This window comes from Pseudomonas sp. S34, from assembly GCF_009866745.1.
GTDB lineage: Bacteria > Pseudomonadota > Gammaproteobacteria > Pseudomonadales > Pseudomonadaceae > Aquipseudomonas > Aquipseudomonas jessenii.
Genome location: NZ_CP019398.1, coordinates 3,873,302 through 3,889,524, shown reverse-complemented (window position 1 = coordinate 3,889,524; position 16,223 = coordinate 3,873,302). Strand labels below are relative to the sequence as shown.

The 16,223-nt window shown below is 60.6% G+C and carries 14 protein-coding genes; 4 read left to right on the top strand and 10 right to left on the bottom strand.

Annotation, left to right across the window (positions count from 1 at the left end):
* Positions 1–243: 243 nt before the first annotated feature.
* Entirely contained in the window at positions 244–1,374 is a 1,131-nt protein-coding gene (locus PspS34_RS17340) for a P1 family peptidase (protein ID WP_154862071.1), read from the bottom strand.
* 162 nt (positions 1,375–1,536) lie between these two features.
* Positions 1,537–2,640, bottom strand: coding sequence for an extracellular solute-binding protein (locus PspS34_RS17335; protein ID WP_154862070.1), 1,104 nt, complete (start codon positions 2,638–2,640; stop codon positions 1,537–1,539).
* A 110-nt stretch (positions 2,641–2,750) separates the two neighbouring features.
* On the opposite strand from PspS34_RS17335, the gene PspS34_RS17330 reads away from it, so the two are divergent.
* Both PspS34_RS17330 and ligD read left to right on the top strand, forming a co-directional pair.
* A complete protein-coding gene (locus tag PspS34_RS17330; RefSeq protein ID WP_154862069.1) occupies positions 2,751–3,524 on the top strand; it encodes a helix-turn-helix transcriptional regulator in 774 nt (257 codons plus the stop codon).
* A 286-nt stretch (positions 3,525–3,810) separates the two neighbouring features.
* Positions 3,811–5,847: a DNA ligase D gene (gene ligD, locus PspS34_RS17325; RefSeq protein WP_154862068.1), complete on the top strand. Its 2,037-nt coding sequence runs from the start codon at positions 3,811–3,813 to the stop codon at positions 5,845–5,847.
* A 106-nt stretch (positions 5,848–5,953) separates the two neighbouring features.
* On the opposite strand, the gene PspS34_RS17320 is transcribed toward ligD, so the two are convergent.
* From PspS34_RS17320 to potE, 8 genes are all read right to left on the bottom strand, one after another.
* Positions 5,954–6,628, bottom strand: coding sequence for a DUF3313 domain-containing protein (locus tag PspS34_RS17320; RefSeq protein WP_057715435.1), 675 nt, complete (start codon positions 6,626–6,628; stop codon positions 5,954–5,956).
* Between the two features lie 50 nt (positions 6,629–6,678).
* Positions 6,679–7,947, bottom strand: a complete 1,269-nt coding sequence (locus PspS34_RS17315; protein WP_150814998.1) for an OmpP1/FadL family transporter — start codon at positions 7,945–7,947, stop codon at positions 6,679–6,681.
* 68 nt (positions 7,948–8,015) lie between these two features.
* Positions 8,016–9,629 carry an arylsulfatase gene (locus PspS34_RS17310; protein WP_057715433.1) on the bottom strand — a complete coding sequence of 538 codons (1,614 nt, stop codon included), beginning with the start codon at positions 9,627–9,629 and terminating at the stop codon, positions 8,016–8,018.
* 216 nt (positions 9,630–9,845) lie between these two features.
* Positions 9,846–10,124, bottom strand: a complete 279-nt coding sequence (locus tag PspS34_RS17305) for a DUF3303 family protein (protein WP_057715432.1) — start codon at positions 10,122–10,124, stop codon at positions 9,846–9,848.
* A 204-nt stretch (positions 10,125–10,328) separates the two neighbouring features.
* Positions 10,329–10,868, bottom strand: a complete 540-nt coding sequence (locus tag PspS34_RS17300) for a phosphohydrolase (protein WP_150814999.1) — start codon at positions 10,866–10,868, stop codon at positions 10,329–10,331.
* Positions 10,868–11,269 (bottom strand): hypothetical protein, encoded by a 402-nt coding sequence (locus PspS34_RS17295; RefSeq protein WP_008050481.1) that lies wholly within the window; start codon positions 11,267–11,269, stop codon positions 10,868–10,870. Before PspS34_RS17295 ends, PspS34_RS17300 begins: the two co-directional genes overlap by 1 nt.
* A 182-nt stretch (positions 11,270–11,451) precedes the next feature.
* The gene (locus PspS34_RS17290; RefSeq protein WP_057715430.1) at positions 11,452–13,737 is read right to left on the bottom strand and encodes an Orn/Lys/Arg decarboxylase N-terminal domain-containing protein; all 2,286 of its coding nucleotides are present in this window, start codon (positions 13,735–13,737) and stop codon (positions 11,452–11,454) included.
* 16 nt (positions 13,738–13,753) lie between these two features.
* The gene (potE, locus tag PspS34_RS17285) at positions 13,754–15,139 is read right to left on the bottom strand and encodes a putrescine-ornithine antiporter (protein ID WP_150815000.1); all 1,386 of its coding nucleotides are present in this window, start codon (positions 15,137–15,139) and stop codon (positions 13,754–13,756) included.
* A gap of 182 nt (positions 15,140–15,321) precedes the next feature.
* Here potE and PspS34_RS17280 point away from each other — a divergent pair, with 182 nt between their 5' ends.
* Positions 15,322–15,651: a hypothetical protein gene (locus tag PspS34_RS17280; RefSeq protein WP_057715428.1), complete on the top strand. Its 330-nt coding sequence runs from the start codon at positions 15,322–15,324 to the stop codon at positions 15,649–15,651.
* A 122-nt stretch (positions 15,652–15,773) separates the two neighbouring features.
* Positions 15,774–16,190 carry an organic hydroperoxide resistance protein gene (locus tag PspS34_RS17275; protein WP_046040328.1) on the top strand — a complete coding sequence of 139 codons (417 nt, stop codon included), beginning with the start codon at positions 15,774–15,776 and terminating at the stop codon, positions 16,188–16,190.
* The last annotated feature ends 33 nt before the right edge of the window (positions 16,191–16,223 follow it).

The following is a 16,223-nucleotide window of genomic DNA, read 5'->3' as shown; positions in this document are numbered from 1 at the left end:
TTACTGTGGTTGACCCCACCGCTATCGCGAGCAAGCTCGCTCCCACAATGAACAGTGTTGGTTTTCAGAGGTAAAAAAAGAGCCTCAAAGCTCTTGATGGGGAGGAAGTGGAGCCGTGAGGCTCAAGATGCGCATGAAACAAGTGGTGAGCTTGGTAGGGGTTCAGTTCACTCACCACCTACGCAGCGGCTTGCGCAAGCAAGCGGCTGCGTAAGTTCATCCTAAAAAGACCGAGTGTTTCACTCAAGTACCGCTAGTCGCATCCCCCGGCCAGCCGGCGCGGCGCAACGCCTTGAGCAAGGTTTCGGCATCCAGCCCCTGCACCCCATGCCCGTTGCCTTCGGCGGTGTCGGCGGCGAGCAGGGCATTGATGATGGCTTCTTCCACGGCTTCGGTGGCGGCCAGGAACAGCTCGCTGATGTGGTCGTTGTTGACCATGCTCAGATTGTGGGTGGTCGGTGCTTTCTTGCTCTCGTAGGCAGCCGGTGGCACGTGATCGTTACCGGTGGCGAAGGCGATGAAGATGTCGCCGCTGTGGTCTTCATTGCCGCCGCCGGTGCGGGCCAGGCCGAGGCTGGCGCGCTGGGCCAGGCGTGTGCACTGGTGCGGCAGCAACGGCGCATCGGTGGCCAGGCAGACCACGATCGAACCCATGCCCGGATGGGGCAAAGAGGCCTTGAGGAACGGCGAATCGACCTGTTCCATGTAGCGCCCGACCGGGTAGCCATCGACGCGCAACTCATTGCGAATGCCGTGGTTGGCCTGGACAATCGCCCCCACTGTCCAGCCGCCCTGGGCACTGTTCAAGCGGCGCGACGCGGTGCCGATGCCGCCCTTGAATTCGTGGCAGATCATGCCGCTGCCACCACCGACATTGCCTTCGGCCACCGGTCCGCCCGCCGCCGAACGCACGGCCTGGGCCACGTGTTCCGGCTTCACGTGAAAACCGTTGATGTCGTTGAGCAGGCCGTCGAAGGTTTCCAGCACCACTGGCATATTCCAGTAGAGGCGCCCGTCATCCGGCTGCTGCTCGCGGTCGAGCACGATCAGCGCGTCGCGCACCACGCCCAGGCTGTGGGTGTTGGTGAAGGCGATGGGGCTGGTCAGCAAGCCTGCCTCGCGTATCCACTCCAGCCCCGTGGCATCGCCGTTGCCGTTGAGCACATGCACGCCGGCAAAGCAGGGTTGCTGACTGGTGGAACCGGCGCGCGGTTCGATGACGGTGACGCCAGTGAGGATGTCGCGGCCATTGGCCGTGCGACCTCGTACGTCGCTGTGGCCGACCCGTACGCCGGGGACGTCGGTGATGGCATTGAGCGGGCCGGGTTGCAGTTGGCCGATCGGGATGTTCAGGTCGCGGGCGCGTGGCTTCATGGTTTTTCTCATCTTCGATTCGTGGCAGAAAAAATTGGTGGGGCACTGCAGTTTCTTGTGGGAGCGGGCTTGCTCGCGAAAGCGTCGTATCAGTCGCCAATAATGTTGGCTGGCACACCGCTTTCGCGAGCAAGCCCGCTCCCACAGGGACATGCGGTGTGTTTATTGACCGTTTTTGACCTTGCTCCAGATCCGCGTGCGCACGCGCTCGGTAGCGGGTGGCAGTGGCTGGAGGGTGAACAAGGTGGCCATGGCTTCGGCGGGTGGATAGACGGCCGGGTTGCTGCGGGTCGCTTCGGCCACCAATGTGGTGGCGCTGCGGTTGCCGTTGGGGTAGTTGAGGTGGTCACTGACCGGGGCGATGACTTCGGCGCGCATCAGGTAGTCGATGAAGGCCATGCCTTGTTCCGGGTGCGGAGCGTCCTTGAGCAGCACCAGCGTATCGAACCACACCGGCGCGCCTTCCTTCGGCAAGCTGTAGGCGATCTTCACGCCGTTGCCGGCCTGCTCGGCGGTGGATTTGGCTTCGAGCATCGCGCCGGACCAGCCCACCGCCACGCAGATGTTGCCGTTGGACAGGTCGCTGATGAACTTCGACGAGTTGAAGTAGGCGATGTGCGGACGCAGTTTCAGCAGCAGCGCTTCGGCCTTCTTGTAGTCCTCGGGGTTGGTGCTGTTGGGCGGCAGGCCGAGGTAGTGCAGGGCAACCGGCAGCATCTCCGACGGCGAGTCGAGCATGGCCACGCCGCATTCGCCGAGTTTCGCCAGGTTCTCTTCCTTGAACACCAGGTCCCAGGAATCCACCGGCGCCTTGTCACCCAGCAGCGCGCGCACTTTGTCGATGTTGTAGCCGATACCGTTGGTGCCCCACAGGTAGGGTACGGCGTACTGGTTGCCCGGATCGTTGTTGGCCAGTTTCGCCAGCAGTTCGGTGTCCATGTTCTTGAAGTCCGGCATCTGCGCACGGGGCAGGGGGGCGAGGGCGCCGGCCTTGATCAGCGTGGGCAAACTGAAGTTGCTGGCCACCACCACGTCGTAGCCGCTGCGGCTGGTGAGCAACTTGCCTTCGAGCACTTCGGCGCTGTCGAAGGTGTCGTAGACCGGTGCAATCCCGGTGTCACGCTTGAAGTCCTGCAGGGTGGTGGGGCCGATGTAGTCGTACCAGTTGTACACGTGCACGGTCGGGGCTTCGACCGCAAAAGCCGACAGCGAAACCGCCAGACAGGCACCCAACCCCAGATTGAAATACAAGCGGTGACGACTCATGATGCGGCACTCCTGGCCTGTTGCGGCCGGTGGTAATCAGGAGTTTGCAGCGTATCGACCGGGGTGGCCTTCACCCATTCCCATCATGGGTTACTCAAAAGGGGTAGTGCGTGGACGCGTTGTTGAAAGAGTTGCCGGTGCATCAGGGGCTGGCGCGGGTCTTTACGGCGGTGGGGCAGGACAGTTTCTGGCGTGCACTGGTCGATACCCTGCGCTTGCTGGTGCCGCTGGATAACGCGCTGGTGGCGCTGATGCGCCCGGGGCATGTGCCGCGCCTGCTGATTGACTTCGATGCCAAGGGCAACAGTGCTGAGCAGGAAGAGCTGGCGGACTACCGCGCCGGCATGTACCTGCTTGATCCGTTCTATCAAGCCGCTTGCGCCGGCATCGCCGACGGCTTGCACAGCCTTGATTCGGTGGCCCCCGACCAGTTCCAGCACAGTGAGTACTACCTGAGTTACTTCAGCACCGTGGTCGGTGGGGACGAATTGCAGTTCATGGTCAACGTCGATGGCGCCGTGCTCGGCCTGTCCCTGGGGCGTTCGACACGCTTCAGCCTCGAGGAGCAGGGCCGTCTGCTGTGCGTGCGTGACTGGGTGCTGGCGGCGATGCGCCGACACCTGGATTTGCTGCCACCGGAAGGGCCGGTCGCCGAAGCACCGGCCGGCGATCTGGCGACCTTGCTCGATCGCTTCGACGCACGCCTGACCCTGCGGGAAATCGAAACCGCGCGCCTGATTCTCCAGGGGTTCTCCAGCAAGGCCATCGCCCAGCAAATGGGCATCTCCCCGGAGACGGTGAAAGTGCATCGACGCAACCTCTATCACAAGCTCAACGTGAACGGGCATGGCGAGTTGTTTGCACTGGTGTTGCGGCCGCGTTAATCCGGATTGTCCGGTTGACCAGGCCGCTGCCTTCGCGAGCAAGCTCGCTCCCACATTTTGATCGCTGCCGAGCGCAGATTCCGTGTGCGCTGAAAATCACTGTGGGAGCGAGCTTGCTCGCGAAGAACGATGACTCGGTCAACCTGCCGAAACACCAGCCGTACCCCGCACCACAGGCCCGTCCGTCCGGGCCTTTTCAACGCCGATTGAATTATTGCGCCGTTCGCTGGCTCTGCTTGGTTAGGAGACGTTTGCATTCAACGTCCAGGCGCGAAGCAGGTGAGCCATGCCCCGCAACCTCGATGACTACAACCGCATGCGTGATTTTTCGGCGACCACCAAGCCCGCCGCCAAACTTTCACGCCCGGGAAAATCATCGCCACTGACCGGCGCACGCAAAGCCAGGCTGCCGGACCTGCTAAAGCCGGAGTTGGCGACGCTGGTGGAAAAAATCCCCGACGGACCATGGCGCTACGAAATCAAGTTCGACGGCTACCGGATCATGGCCCGCATCGACCACGGCGAGGTGAAGCTGATCACTCGCAATGGTCACGATTGGACCCACAAACTGCCAGGGCAGGCCATGGCCCTGGCCGCGCTGGGCCTGGAATCGGCGTGGCTCGACGGTGAAGTGGTGGTGATGGACGAGCAGGGGTTTCCTGACTTTCAGGCGCTGCAAAACGCCTTCGAAGCGGATCGCAGCGACGACATTCTCTACTACCTGTTCGACCTGCCGTACCTCAATGGCATGGACCTGCGCGAGGTGCCGGTCGAAGAGCGTCGAACTGCGCTGGCGACGGTGCTCACGGCCAGTGAGGAGCCGTTGCTGCGTTTCTCCAAGTCGTTTGGCGAGGAGCCCCGCGCCTTGCTCGACAGCGCCTGCCAGATGCACATGGAAGGGTTGATCGGCAAACGCCAGGGGTCGCCCTATGTATCCCGGCGCAGCAGCGATTGGATCAAGCTCAAATGCCAGCATCGACAGGAATTCGTCATCGTCGGTTTCACCGATCCGAAAGGCTCGCGCCATGCCTTCGGGGCGTTGCTGCTGGGACTGCATGATCACGATGACGGCCAGTTGCGTTATGCCGGCAAAGTCGGCACCGGGTTCAACGAGGCGACCCTGCGCAGCCTCCATGATCAGCTCAAGCCCTTGCAGGTGAAAAAGCCGCCGGTGGTCAATCCACCCGGCGGTTCGCAGGCCAGGGACGTGCACTGGCTCAAACCCCGGCTGCTGGCGGAAGTGGCCTTCGCTGAAATGACCAGGGACGGTTCGGTGCGCCATGCTGTGTTTCATGGCCTGCGCAATGACAAACCGGCACGAGCCATCACCGAGGAGCGCGCGAAAACCGTGAAAACCTCCACTGCGAAAAAGGCTGGCACGGCGAAGCCCGCTGCCACGGGAAAGAAAACCGCACCCGCCCCCTCACAACTCGGTCTGGAGGAGGGCAAGGTACGCATCACCCACCCGGACCGGATGATCGACCCCGGCAGCGGCACCACCAAACTGCAACTGGCGCAGTACTACGCCAGCGTCGCCGAGTGGATCCTGCCCGAGCTCAAGGATCGTCCGGTGGCGCTGGTGCGTGCGCCGGACGGTATCGCTGGCGAGCTGTTTTTCCAGAAGAATGCCGAGCACCTGGCGATCCCCAGCATCACCCTGCTGGACAAACAGCTTACCGGCCAGCCGATGATGCTCATCAACAACGTCGAGGCGCTGGTTGGCGCGGTGCAGATGAATGCCGTGGAACTGCATACCTGGAATGCGACGTCTGACAAACTCGACAAGCCGGATCGTTTTATCCTCGACCTTGACCCGGACCCGGCGCTGCCATGGAAACGCATGGTCGAGGCCACGCAGCTGACGCTGTCGGTGCTGGATGAACTGGGGCTCAAGGCGTTTCTGAAAACCAGCGGCGGCAAGGGAATTCACGTGGTGGTGCCGTTGACCCGCAAGCTCGGTTGGGATGAGGTCAAGGATTTCAGCCATGCCATTGTCAGTCACATGGCCAGGCTGTTGCCCGAGCGTTTTTCCGCGGTGTCGGGACCGAAGAACCGTGTCGGACGGATTTTCATCGATTACCTGCGCAACGGTCTGGGGGCGACCACCATTTGCGCCTACGCCGTACGTACCCGCGAGGGGTTGCCGGTGTCGATGCCGATCTGGCGCGAAGAGGTGGCCGAACTCAAGGGCGCCAATCAATGGAACCTGCACAACGTGCATGAACGTCTGGCCGAAGTCGGGGATGAGCCCTGGGCGGACATGCCCAAAACCCGGCAAGCGATCACTGCCGAGATGCGCCGGCGGGTGGGGATGAAGAAGTGAATTGTGCCGATAGGAGCTGCTGAAGGCTGCGACCTTTTTATGGTTTCAATAACCTGAAGATCAAAGGATCGCAGCCCGCGGCAGCTACTACGCGAGCAACCTGTTCTTACTTGAGGAACGCCTGGAAGTCGGTACCCAGTTTGTCGATCGCTGCCTTGAAGTCCTTGGCGGTAATCTTCTGGCTTTCGTTTTTCAGTTCGGTGCCGAACACCTTGCGCACCACTTTGGCTACGGTCTGGTTGCTCTTGGCGTCGACGAACTCGGCTTCGATGAACAGGGTGGTTTCCTGGTCACGGTGACCGGTGGCTGCCTGGGTTGCCCCGACTACGGCCGCGATGGGCACCACTTCATACCACTTCATGCCTTCGTTCTCGGCGTTCACCCCGGTAATCGCCGCGCGCATGATCAGAGGGCGCGAACCCGCCGGTGCGGATGAGGTGTTGGTCACTACGCGGTATTTCTGACCCAGCGTAGCCTTTGCCTTGCTGGTCATGTAGTTCTGAATGTCGGTCAGTGTCTGCTGGTTGACACGCTCATCGGGTTTGGGGGCCGGGTAGAGCTCCAGTTTGTTGAACACCACGGTGTCATAGGCATTCGGGTTCCACGCAGGGCTGACCCAACGCATCGCGGTGCCGCCGCTCGGCGTTTCGACTTCCTGCAGGTTGTTGTAGTTGGACAAGAAGCCTGAATATTGCTCCTTCTCAGTCACTTTCGAGGTGCAGCCGCCTAGCAACAGACTGGCCAGCGTAGCGCCGACGAGCAGTTTTCGGGACAGATTCATAGTGGTGTTTACTCCTTGGTTTAAATCGTCATTCTTTCGTTTACAAGACATCAGAATCGCCAGGTCATGTTTCCGTTTATAGCCTGAATCCAGGCATTGTCGAATTGACCGGAGATTCGATTGCCCGATACGGACTTGGCCTGGTCCACCGGCATGTCGCCGAGCCAGACCATGGCCCAACTGACGTTGACATCGGTGTTCTCGTTCAGAGCATAGGTGGCTCCTGTCGCAATGCGCCAGGATTCATTCATCGGCACGACCACGCTGCGGTTGCTGTCCGAGACGGCGCTGCTGTCGTAGGCCACACCGACGTTCCACAACCACTGCTCGGTGGCCTGGTATTGCGCGCCAAGGGAGAGGTGCCAGGTATCCTTGAAGCCGGCGTCGACTGTTGTCGATTGCGCTCCAAATGCCGTGGTGTCGACCTCTACGGCGATGTCGCCGAACTCGGACCAGTCCTGCCAGTTGGCCGAGGCGAGCAACGCCCATTGCCGGTCCAGTTGCTGGAAAAGGCTCAGGGTGACGGTTTGCGGCACCTTCATGTCTAGTTCGGTATCGGTGTTGTTGACGCGCTCGAGCAGGCGGCCGTCGCCCTTGACGTCCAGCCGGTCCTTGAAGTCCAGGTCGACCTGGCTGGTGTAGGTCAGGCCGATGCGCGTGCCGGGTTGTGGGGCGTAGATCACGCCCACGTTGGCGCCATAGCCCCAGGTGTTGTCCCGGTACTTGTATTGGCCGTCAGAGCGGTCAGTGAAGCCGAAAGGGGAGCGGTCGATGGCGGTGTCTGCCTTTAACATGCCGTACATGGCCTTGATGCCCAGGCCGACCGACCACTGCTCATTGAAGCGATAAGCCACGCTCGGTACCAGCGACAGGCCGAGCAGGCTGGAGTTCTGCGCAAAGTAGCGGCCGGACCAGTCGTTGTCGTAATTGACCGCCAGGCCGAAGTCGCCGTACTGGCCGAACCCGACGCTCCAGTGCTCGTCGAGTTCATGGCTGATGAAGAAGCTGCCACCGGGAATCGGATCGAGGGCGTTGCCACTGCCGCTGCCCGGGGTGTTGGTGCCGGAGTCGCGGTCGAAGCTCAGGTCGCCGTACAGAACCTGCAAGCCGGCGGTGATTTGCGTGCCTGGCAGATAGCTCATGCCCGCAGGGTTGCTGGCGATGGTCGAGGGGCCTTGGGCACGGGCGGCGGCACCGGCGTTGGCCAGGCCGGCGTTATCGGTGCCGATTTCATAGAGCATGATGCCGCCGGCCCAGGCTTGCTGGCAGCACAAGGCAAGTAGCGCAGAGGCGGGCAGGGTAGCTGTTTTCGTCGGCATGGAAATCCCTCAGCAATTGTCCATTTCGAATACGGGTGGACTGAACCCGCCACCCGTGGATTCGGCTGTTACTTGGCCATCTCTGCCCGAGCCGCGGCGATCTTGGCTTTAACCGAGTCGAGGTTGAAACTCGCGCCTTTTTGCATTGGTGGGAACTCGATCGCTGTTTCTGCCAGTTTGGCCACCTGCTGCTGGACGAACACGAAGCGCCAGAACTGGAATTTGAACCAGTCGAAGTATTGTTGCGAACCCTGCGCGGCCTGATTTTCCGGCCAGCCCATGCGCTCGAACGGGTCGAGTCGAAGATTGGTCAGTATCGGCACATCCACAGCAACTTTAGCCCCCATCCAACCACCCGGTTGGTCAATGAAGCGATATTTGTAGTCGTCTATGCGCACCGCACCCAAGGAGCTCTCTCCGAAGTAGAAAACTTCATGCCGGTTCGACGGACCTTTTCCGGTGATCATTGGCGTTTGATCATAGCCGTCCAGGTGAACTTTGTAGGTGGTGTCGCCCAATTGTTTGCCTTTGAGCAGTTCCGCCGTGATGTTCGGGTTACCTGCCGCCGCGACCAGGGTCGGGAACCAGTCCATGCCGGACATGATGCCGTTGGCAATCTGGTTGGCCGGCACCTTGCCTGGCCAGCGAATGATTGCCGGTACCCGGAAGCCACCCTCCATGACCGTGCCTTTGCCCATGGCGAACGGAGTCGTGCCGCCATCGGGCCAGGTGAAGTTTTCCGCACCATTGTCGGTGGTGAAAATCACGATGGTGTTGTCGTCCATGCCGTCTTTTTTCAGCTTCGCCAGGACGTCGCCCACAATGTCATCGAGCTGCGCCATACCGGCTTCCTGTTCCGACCAGCCATTCTGCGAGTTGCGCATGGCCTCGTACTTGTCGGACAGGTGCGTGACGATGTGCATGCGGGTCGGGTTGAGCCAGACGAAGAACGGTTTGTTGTCCTGCTTGGCCTTGTCGATGAACGAGAAGGCCTTGTCGCGAATCTCCTCGTCGACGGTTTTCATCCGCTCCGGATAGAGCGTTCCGGCGTCTTCGATTTTCTGCTTGCCGACCTTGCCCCAGCGCGGCATCACGGTCGTGTCATCCGTGGTGGAGGCCCAGCTGTGGACCATGTTGCGTGGGCCGACGCTGTCTAGCAGCTCCTTCGGATAATTGGGGTGTGCCGGATCTTCCATGGCGTCGAGGTGATAGAGGTAGCCGAAGAACTCATCGAAACCATGGACGGTGGGCAGGAACTGGTTCAGGTCGCCCAAGTGGTTCTTGCCGAACTGGCCGGTGGCATAACCCATGGCCTTGAGTGCGGTCGCGATGGTGACGGCTTCGGCGGGAATACCCACGGGCGAGCCGGCCTGGCCGACGGTGGTCATGCCTGTCCGAATCGGCAGTTCGCCGGTAATGAAGTTGGCGCGCCCGGCGGTGCAACTGGCCTCGGCGTAATAGTCAGTGAAACGCATGCCTTCGTTCGCTAGCTGATCAAGGTTGGGGGTTCTGCCGGCCATCATGCCTTGGTTGTAGACGCCGATATTCGACCAGCCCACATCGTCGCCCATGATAACCAGGATGTTGGGAGCTTTGTCGGCGGCCAGGGTCAGGCCGGGAAACGCCATCACAGACAGCAATAGGGGGGCCGCAAACAGCGTGGATAAGGTTGTCCGATTCATTTCGAGCTCCTGCGCACTCGCGTGAGTACATCGAGACGAGCCCCCAACCGTCGTTGAATTTCGTAACCCCCGCGAAGAGCGTAGGTTTGAATTGCGAAATATCCAGTAATGGATAGTCAGAAAGCACTGATTCAGGAGCATTGCGCCGAAAGAGTGTTCGCTCAAAAACACCCGCTAAATTGAGGCGGCGAGCGCTACTCGCCGCCTCAATCGCCATTACCGGTCGGCAGTGGCAGCCAGCAATGGTGCAATTTGCTCATCGGTCAATGCGGCATGCACGTCCATGCTCATCAGGTCGTTCCACTCCAGCACCCATTTTTGAATCGGCACCAGATCACTCGCCTCGGCAATGCCGAAGCCGGCCGAGCTCCCTACGGCGTGCCAGCGTCCGTGCATGGTGACGCCTTCGGGCGGTGCGCCACCGGTCTTGAGGAAACGTGCGATTGCGGCATCACGGTTGTCCGGGCTGATTGTCCAACTGACGATGAATAACATCGGCTACCTCCTGTTACGGATTGGCACCGGTTTTTATGCGCGCACCTGGCTGGCGCCGGGGCCGTGGCCGCGCTTGGGTTTGCAGTTCCATCCTGGCTGGCTTGCGGCAAAATCTCCCATGGAAGGCATAGCAGCGCCTCGCGATTCATGTACGACCGCTGATCTTGTTCAGGTGCCTGTTCGAGGGGGTAACGGATGCGTGTTTCACCAGCGAAACATGGGCAGCGGGCGCAGCGGCGAGCGAATGAATTGACGGGCAGAAAGCTTCATCAGCATCGAGTGAAAGCCGTGATCGGGAAAGGTCGACTGCACGGTTTTGATGAAGCTGCGGGGCAGGCCGAAACGCACCAGGCCCAGGGACACATCCACCAGATCGGCCTGGCGGAAGGGTTCGACGCTGGCAGCGTAGGCGCCGCGATACCGGCGCAGTTTGTGATGCTCAAGTATCAATGCGCTGACTTCATCCTTCAGTTCCGCTCGTTGCTGGTTGTCGAGGTACTCGGTGGCCAGGGCAATGGACGGCGGCAGGTAGTCGAGGGTGTCATCGGTCCAGATGCCCAGGTCATGAAACGCCGCCGCGATTTGGACGGCGGCCGGGGGCAGGCCATCGGCACCGCTGAGGGCTCCATGGAAATTCAGCACCCGGTAAATGTGGTTGCGGTAGCCCTGCAGGTCGGCCCCGATGGCCAGGGCGAACGAGGTGAGAATCTCGTCGGTGAGGGGGAGTTCGAGAAGAAGCTTCATCAGGCGTCACGCAACAGGTCGTTGGCATTGAGCAGTTCGTAGGCGATCTCCGGGCGCTTTTCCATGGCCCGGCGAATGGCGGCGGGGATGTTGGCGCGGGTCTTGCGGCACAGCCCCGGCAGTTCGCCAATCTGGATGCCGATGCCGCGCATGGTGCGCACTTCGTTGAAACCGGGAGCGATGTCCACGCGGATGCCCAACTGTTCGAGCATGCGCCGTTGCAGGTGCTCCAGATCGCTCAGGCTCTGCAGGTTCTCCAGGCGTTCGATCAGGCGTTTTTCTTCGTTGCGGGTCAGAAACAGAATGCGCAGGTCCGCCCCTGGTGTTTCCAGCAACGGGTCACGCCCGCAGTCGCAGGCGCCGGGCGGGCAGGGTGAGCGGATCGCAGCGGTGGTGGTCATGGGGATCAATCATAGAGCGCTGTGATCGAGTTTGCCCATAGGGATTTGGTGTGAAGGCGATCTAAAAATGTGGGAGCGGGCTTGCTCGCGAAGGCGTCCTGTCAATCGACAATTGCGTCGACTGACACTACGCCTTCGCGAGCAAGCCCGCTCCCACAGGGGGGGCGGTGAGCCAGCTTGTCTTACTTCAGTACCAGCATCCGGTAAACGCCATCTTCGACTTCGATCCCGTGGGTGTCATGGGTGAAGCCGGGGAAGGATTTGTCGAAGGCTTCCAGTGCCTTGAGATACGCCAGCAACGGACCGTCCGCAGGCCCTGCGTTCTCACCCGGCATGAGCAGCGGGATGCCTGGTGGATACGGCACGATACCGGTCGCGGCAAGGCGTCCGGCGGCTTCGTTGAGCGTCACCAGCTCGATGTCGTTACGCACCAGTTTTTCGTAGGCCTCCACCGGGCTGAACTCGGCTTTTGGCAGGGTGCCGAAGGCCTGGGACATGTTGGCGGTGGTCTTGTGTTTCTTCATGGCGGCGAAGATTTCGTCGGCCAGATCCTTCAGGCCCATGCCGGCATAGCGATGCTGGTTGGCGTTGTACAGGTCGGGCAGGCACAGCTCGAGCTCGGCGTTGTCGTCGTAGTCACGCTTGAAGTCGAGCAGGGCGTTGAGCAGCGTGCCCCACTTGCCTTTGGTGATGCCGATGGAGAACAGGAACAGGATGGTGAAATCGGTGGTTTTCTCGACCACGATACCCTGACGGCCCAAGTACGCCGTGACCACGCAAGCGGGGATACCGGAGGCGAGCAGGCTGCCGTCGTCGCCCATGCCCGGGCTGAGCACAGAGACCTTGATCGGGTCGAGCATGCAGTAGCCGTCTTCGATGTCGCCGAAGCCGTGCCATACCGCGTTCGGGTGCAGGACCCAGCAGTTCGGATCGGTTTTCAGCGTAGCCGGGTCGACCTCATGGAACGGCACGGCCGCTGCGCCAACCTGTACGGTCGGCGGCTGCCAGCAGGTGAAGAACCAGTCGTTCTTGCCCACCATCTCGTTGTGCATGCGCGAGAGAACCTGGCGGAAGCTGATGGCTTCTTCAATCGACTCGTTGGTGAGGATCTGCCCGCTCGGTGCTTCCATCATCGCCGAGCTGACGTCGCAGGACGCCATGATCGCGTAATTTGGCGAGGTCGAGGCGTGCATCATGTACGACTCGTTGAAGCGCGCATGTTCGATCGGGTTACGCCCGTCACGCACGTGGATCATCGAGGCCTGGGACAGGGCAGCCAGCAATTTGTGGGTCGACTGGGTGGCGAACACGGTCGGCTTGGACTTGTCGTGATCGGCCGGGTTGCCGTGCATGGCATGGCGTCCGCTGTACAGCGGGTTGAAGCGCGCATAACCGTACCAGGCTTCGTCGAAGTGCAGACGGTCCACGCTTTCGCCCAGCAGCTCTTCGACCCGGGTGACGTTGTAGGTCAGGCCGTCGTAGGTGGAGTTGGTGACAATGGCGTGCACTGGTGTCGGGTCGATGCCTTGCTTGACCAGCGGGTTGTTGGCGATGGCGGCTTTCACGCCTTCGGCGCTCAGGGTCTGCGGCAGGATCGGGCCGATGATGCCGTAGCGGTTGCGGGTCGGCACCAGGTAGGTCGGAATCGCCCCGGACAGGGTCATCGCGTGCTCGGCGGACTTGTGGCAATTGCGGTCGCACAGGGCGATCTGGTTGCGCGTGACGCTGGCCATGAGGATGACGCGGTTGGACATCGACGAGCCGTTGGTCACGTAATACGTGCGGTGGGCGCCGAAGACCTTGGCGGCATAGCGTTCACCCTGGCCGATAGGGCCACTGTGATCGAGCAGCGAACCGAGTTCGCCAACCGAGATCGACAGGTCGGAACGTAGCAGGTTCTCCCCGAAGAACTCGTAGAAGGCCCGGCCTGCGGTGCTCTTCAGGAAAGCCGTGCCGCCGGCATGGCCTGGGGTGTGCCACGAGTATTCATAGTTGCGGGCAAACTTCACCAGCGCGCCGAACATCGGCGGCAGGGCGGCCTGGCGATAGCGTTCGATGGCCGCCAGGATGCGCCCGCTGAGGAAACGGGAGGTGTCCTCGGGCAGCCAGATGAAGTCGTCGGCGTGTTGCATGACCAGCAACGGAATGCTCGACGCGGTGGTGCGGTCGCTGATCAGGAACACCGGCACTCGCGTGTTGCGCTCGCGCAGCTTGACCAGCAATTTGGTGCAATCGGCGTGGCCTTCGCTGGTGTCCATTTCCCACCGGATGAGCACGCATTGAATGGCAGGGTCCGAGCGCAGGATCGAGGCGGCGTCGGTGAGGCTTTCCGAGGCCAGTACGCTGACACCACGTCCCTCTACGTCGTGGACCAGTTGATCCAGGGCGCGGCCAAACACCGTTCGCTTGTCCGGCGGACTGCTGACCAGTAGCGCCAGCATGCCCAGCGAGTGTTTATATTCCGTCATGATTGATCCTCCAGAGTTAATTCAGGTTGTTGACCGGCACTGGCTCGGCAGTGAGGTGCTGCGCGCTGACGGTTTGTGTCGGTACGCTGTTGTTGAGCGCTTCGAGGCGGATCAGGCGGTTGTTGACGAAGCCGAACAGGGTGTAACCAACGATCGTGGCCACGCCGCCCAGCATCAGCGCCTGTTCACCGGAGCTGTATAGCGCCAGGTAGCTGTAGGCCGCTGCGATCAAGGCAATGATGTTGGTGGCCAGCGCCTTGCTTTCCGGCACGTTGGAGACTTTCTGCATGGTCATCAGCGCGGCCATGGACAGGATGTACGGCACCAGGTTGGTGACCACCGCGAGGTTGACCAGGGTGTCGAACTGCTTGCTCAAGTCGGGGCTGATGGTGAGCAGGGCCAGCGCGGTCTGCGCCGCCAGCAGCACCAGCATGCCGACAATCGGCGTTCCCGCTTTGTTGCCTTTGGCAAAGATCGACAGGAAGTAACCGGTGTCCGCCGAGCTTTTGTACACCTGGGCGATGGTGAACTGCCAACCCAGCAGCGAACCGATGCAGGCGAGCACCATGGCCGCCATCACGATGTCGCCGACCATCGGGGTGAACATCTTGGCGAACACCAGGCCGAACGGCGCAGTGGACGCGACCAGTTCTTCGTTGCCGACGATACCGAAGATGACGTTGGTGGAGACGATGTAGATCACCGCTGCACCCAGGGTGCCGCCCAGCACGGCAATCGGTACGTTGCGCTCAGGGTTTTCCACCGCGTCGGTGTTGGCGCAAGCCGATTCCAGGCCAAGGAAGGCCCACAGGGTAATTGCCACCGAGGCGCCTGCCGCTTCGAACCAGCCTTTGTCGTGGGGGTTCCAGCCAGCGGCGTAAACACTGCTGTCGAACCAGAACCAGCCCACCGTGGAGACCAGCACCACCGGTGCAATCACACCCCAGACCGTCACCGCGCCGATACGGCCGGTAATGCTGGCGCCGCCAAAGTTGGCGAAGGTGGTGATCCACAACAGGGCAATAGTGGCCAGGCCTACTTGCAGTGAGTCGAGTTCTATCCCGAACAACACCTGAATATAGCCGACCGCTGTAATACTGATCGCCACGTTGGCAATCAACAGCGAGAGGCCGTAGGTGTAGTTGGTGATGTAGTTACCTGCTTTACCGAAGGTGTATTCGGCATAACCGCCCATGCCGCCGGTCTTGCGGCTGAGCATCCCGCATCGCGCAAAGGCGTACGCCAGAGCGAGGGAGCCGGTGGCCGTTATCAGCCAGGAGAGGATCGAAATTGCACCGACTTCCGCGAGTTTCGTCGGTAGTAGCACAATGCCTGAGCCCAACATGTTGACCGCGGTCAACATTGTCAGTTGCCCCACACTCATTTTCTTTGCGACTGACATTCCGTTGCCTCACTTAGTTGGCGATTGAGAGTCTTAGCTATAGCAAAGGATTGAAAACTCGCAAGAAATAACGTCACTCATCTCGTTTTCGCATTAATTTGCAAAAAAGGCACGATGCTGGCCCCCAAGTTTAAAAATCCTCAGCAAAATTAGTTCATTTTCAGCTAGTTAAATAGGTCAAGATGCGCAAGACATGGATCTCGTTAATGCCGTTAGTTATCGCGGGTGTAGCCCATTCGGCTCAAGCCAAAGAACTGGCCACCCATGATCAATACATGTGCAGTTGGGGGGCGGGAACCGCCGCAAGGGCACAGGAGCTCAAGCTTTCAGGCGTTTCTCTGTACGCCGCACGCCAAAAAATCCAGGTCTACAAGTTTGCAAAATCCTGGATGCGCATGATGGCACTTGGCATTACAGAGCAAACTTATGACAGTCCGTCGCGATTCAAACCGACTGCTGTACGCCAGAGCTTTTATGAGGACTGCGTCAGGTACAAGTTGGCGCGTAAATAAAGTAGAAGGGGGCGCTGGTCGGATCGACCGCGGGGCGGGGCTGCGACGACTATATTGATTGACCATCCCAGCGACCCGATGGGGTGAAAACCGGTTTTTTACAACTCAATCAGGAGGTCATCATGAGCCAGATCGATAAAGTGTTGTACACCGCCCAAACCCACACCACCGGCGGGCGTGACGGCGCGTCCCGCAGCTCCGACGGAATCCTCGATGTGAAGCTGTCGTCCCCGGGCGCGGGTGGCGGTGGAACCAATCCGGAGCAACTGTTCGCTGCCGGGTGGTCCGCCTGTTTCATCGGCGCCATGCAAGTTGCAGCCAGGGAAATGAAAGTGGCGTTGCCCAAGGATGTGGCCGTCGATGCCGAGGTTGATTTGGGCACCAATGAAGGCGGCTATCTGCTGCAGGCGCGGCTCAATGTCAGCCTGCCGGGGCTGGACCGTGAAACCGCACAAAAAATCGTCGACACCGGGCACCAGTACTGCCCGTACTCGAAAGCCACGCGCAACAACATCAACGTCGTGCTCAAGCTCGTTTGAGATGACGTGAAAAGGACTCGTATTCACTGAAGA

Coding starts and splice junctions, on each gene's coding strand:
- PspS34_RS17340 (WP_154862071.1), bottom strand. CDS start 1,374: ATGAAGCCACGCGCCCGCGACCTGAACATCCCGATCGGCCAACTGCAA.
- PspS34_RS17335 (WP_154862070.1), bottom strand. CDS start 2,640: ATGAGTCGTCACCGCTTGTATTTCAATCTGGGGTTGGGTGCCTGTCTG.
- ligD (WP_154862068.1), top strand. CDS start 3,811: ATGCCCCGCAACCTCGATGACTACAACCGCATGCGTGATTTTTCGGCG.
- PspS34_RS17320 (WP_057715435.1), bottom strand. CDS start 6,628: ATGAATCTGTCCCGAAAACTGCTCGTCGGCGCTACGCTGGCCAGTCTG.
- PspS34_RS17315 (WP_150814998.1), bottom strand. CDS start 7,947: ATGCCGACGAAAACAGCTACCCTGCCCGCCTCTGCGCTACTTGCCTTG.
- PspS34_RS17310 (WP_057715433.1), bottom strand. CDS start 9,629: ATGAATCGGACAACCTTATCCACGCTGTTTGCGGCCCCCCTATTGCTG.
- PspS34_RS17305 (WP_057715432.1), bottom strand. CDS start 10,124: ATGTTATTCATCGTCAGTTGGACAATCAGCCCGGACAACCGTGATGCC.
- PspS34_RS17300 (WP_150814999.1), bottom strand. CDS start 10,868: ATGAAGCTTCTTCTCGAACTCCCCCTCACCGACGAGATTCTCACCTCG.
- PspS34_RS17295 (WP_008050481.1), bottom strand. CDS start 11,269: ATGACCACCACCGCTGCGATCCGCTCACCCTGCCCGCCCGGCGCCTGC.
- PspS34_RS17290 (WP_057715430.1), bottom strand. CDS start 13,737: ATGACGGAATATAAACACTCGCTGGGCATGCTGGCGCTACTGGTCAGC.
- potE (WP_150815000.1), bottom strand. CDS start 15,139: ATGTCAGTCGCAAAGAAAATGAGTGTGGGGCAACTGACAATGTTGACC.
- PspS34_RS17280 (WP_057715428.1), top strand. CDS start 15,322: ATGCGCAAGACATGGATCTCGTTAATGCCGTTAGTTATCGCGGGTGTA.
- PspS34_RS17275 (WP_046040328.1), top strand. CDS start 15,774: ATGAGCCAGATCGATAAAGTGTTGTACACCGCCCAAACCCACACCACC.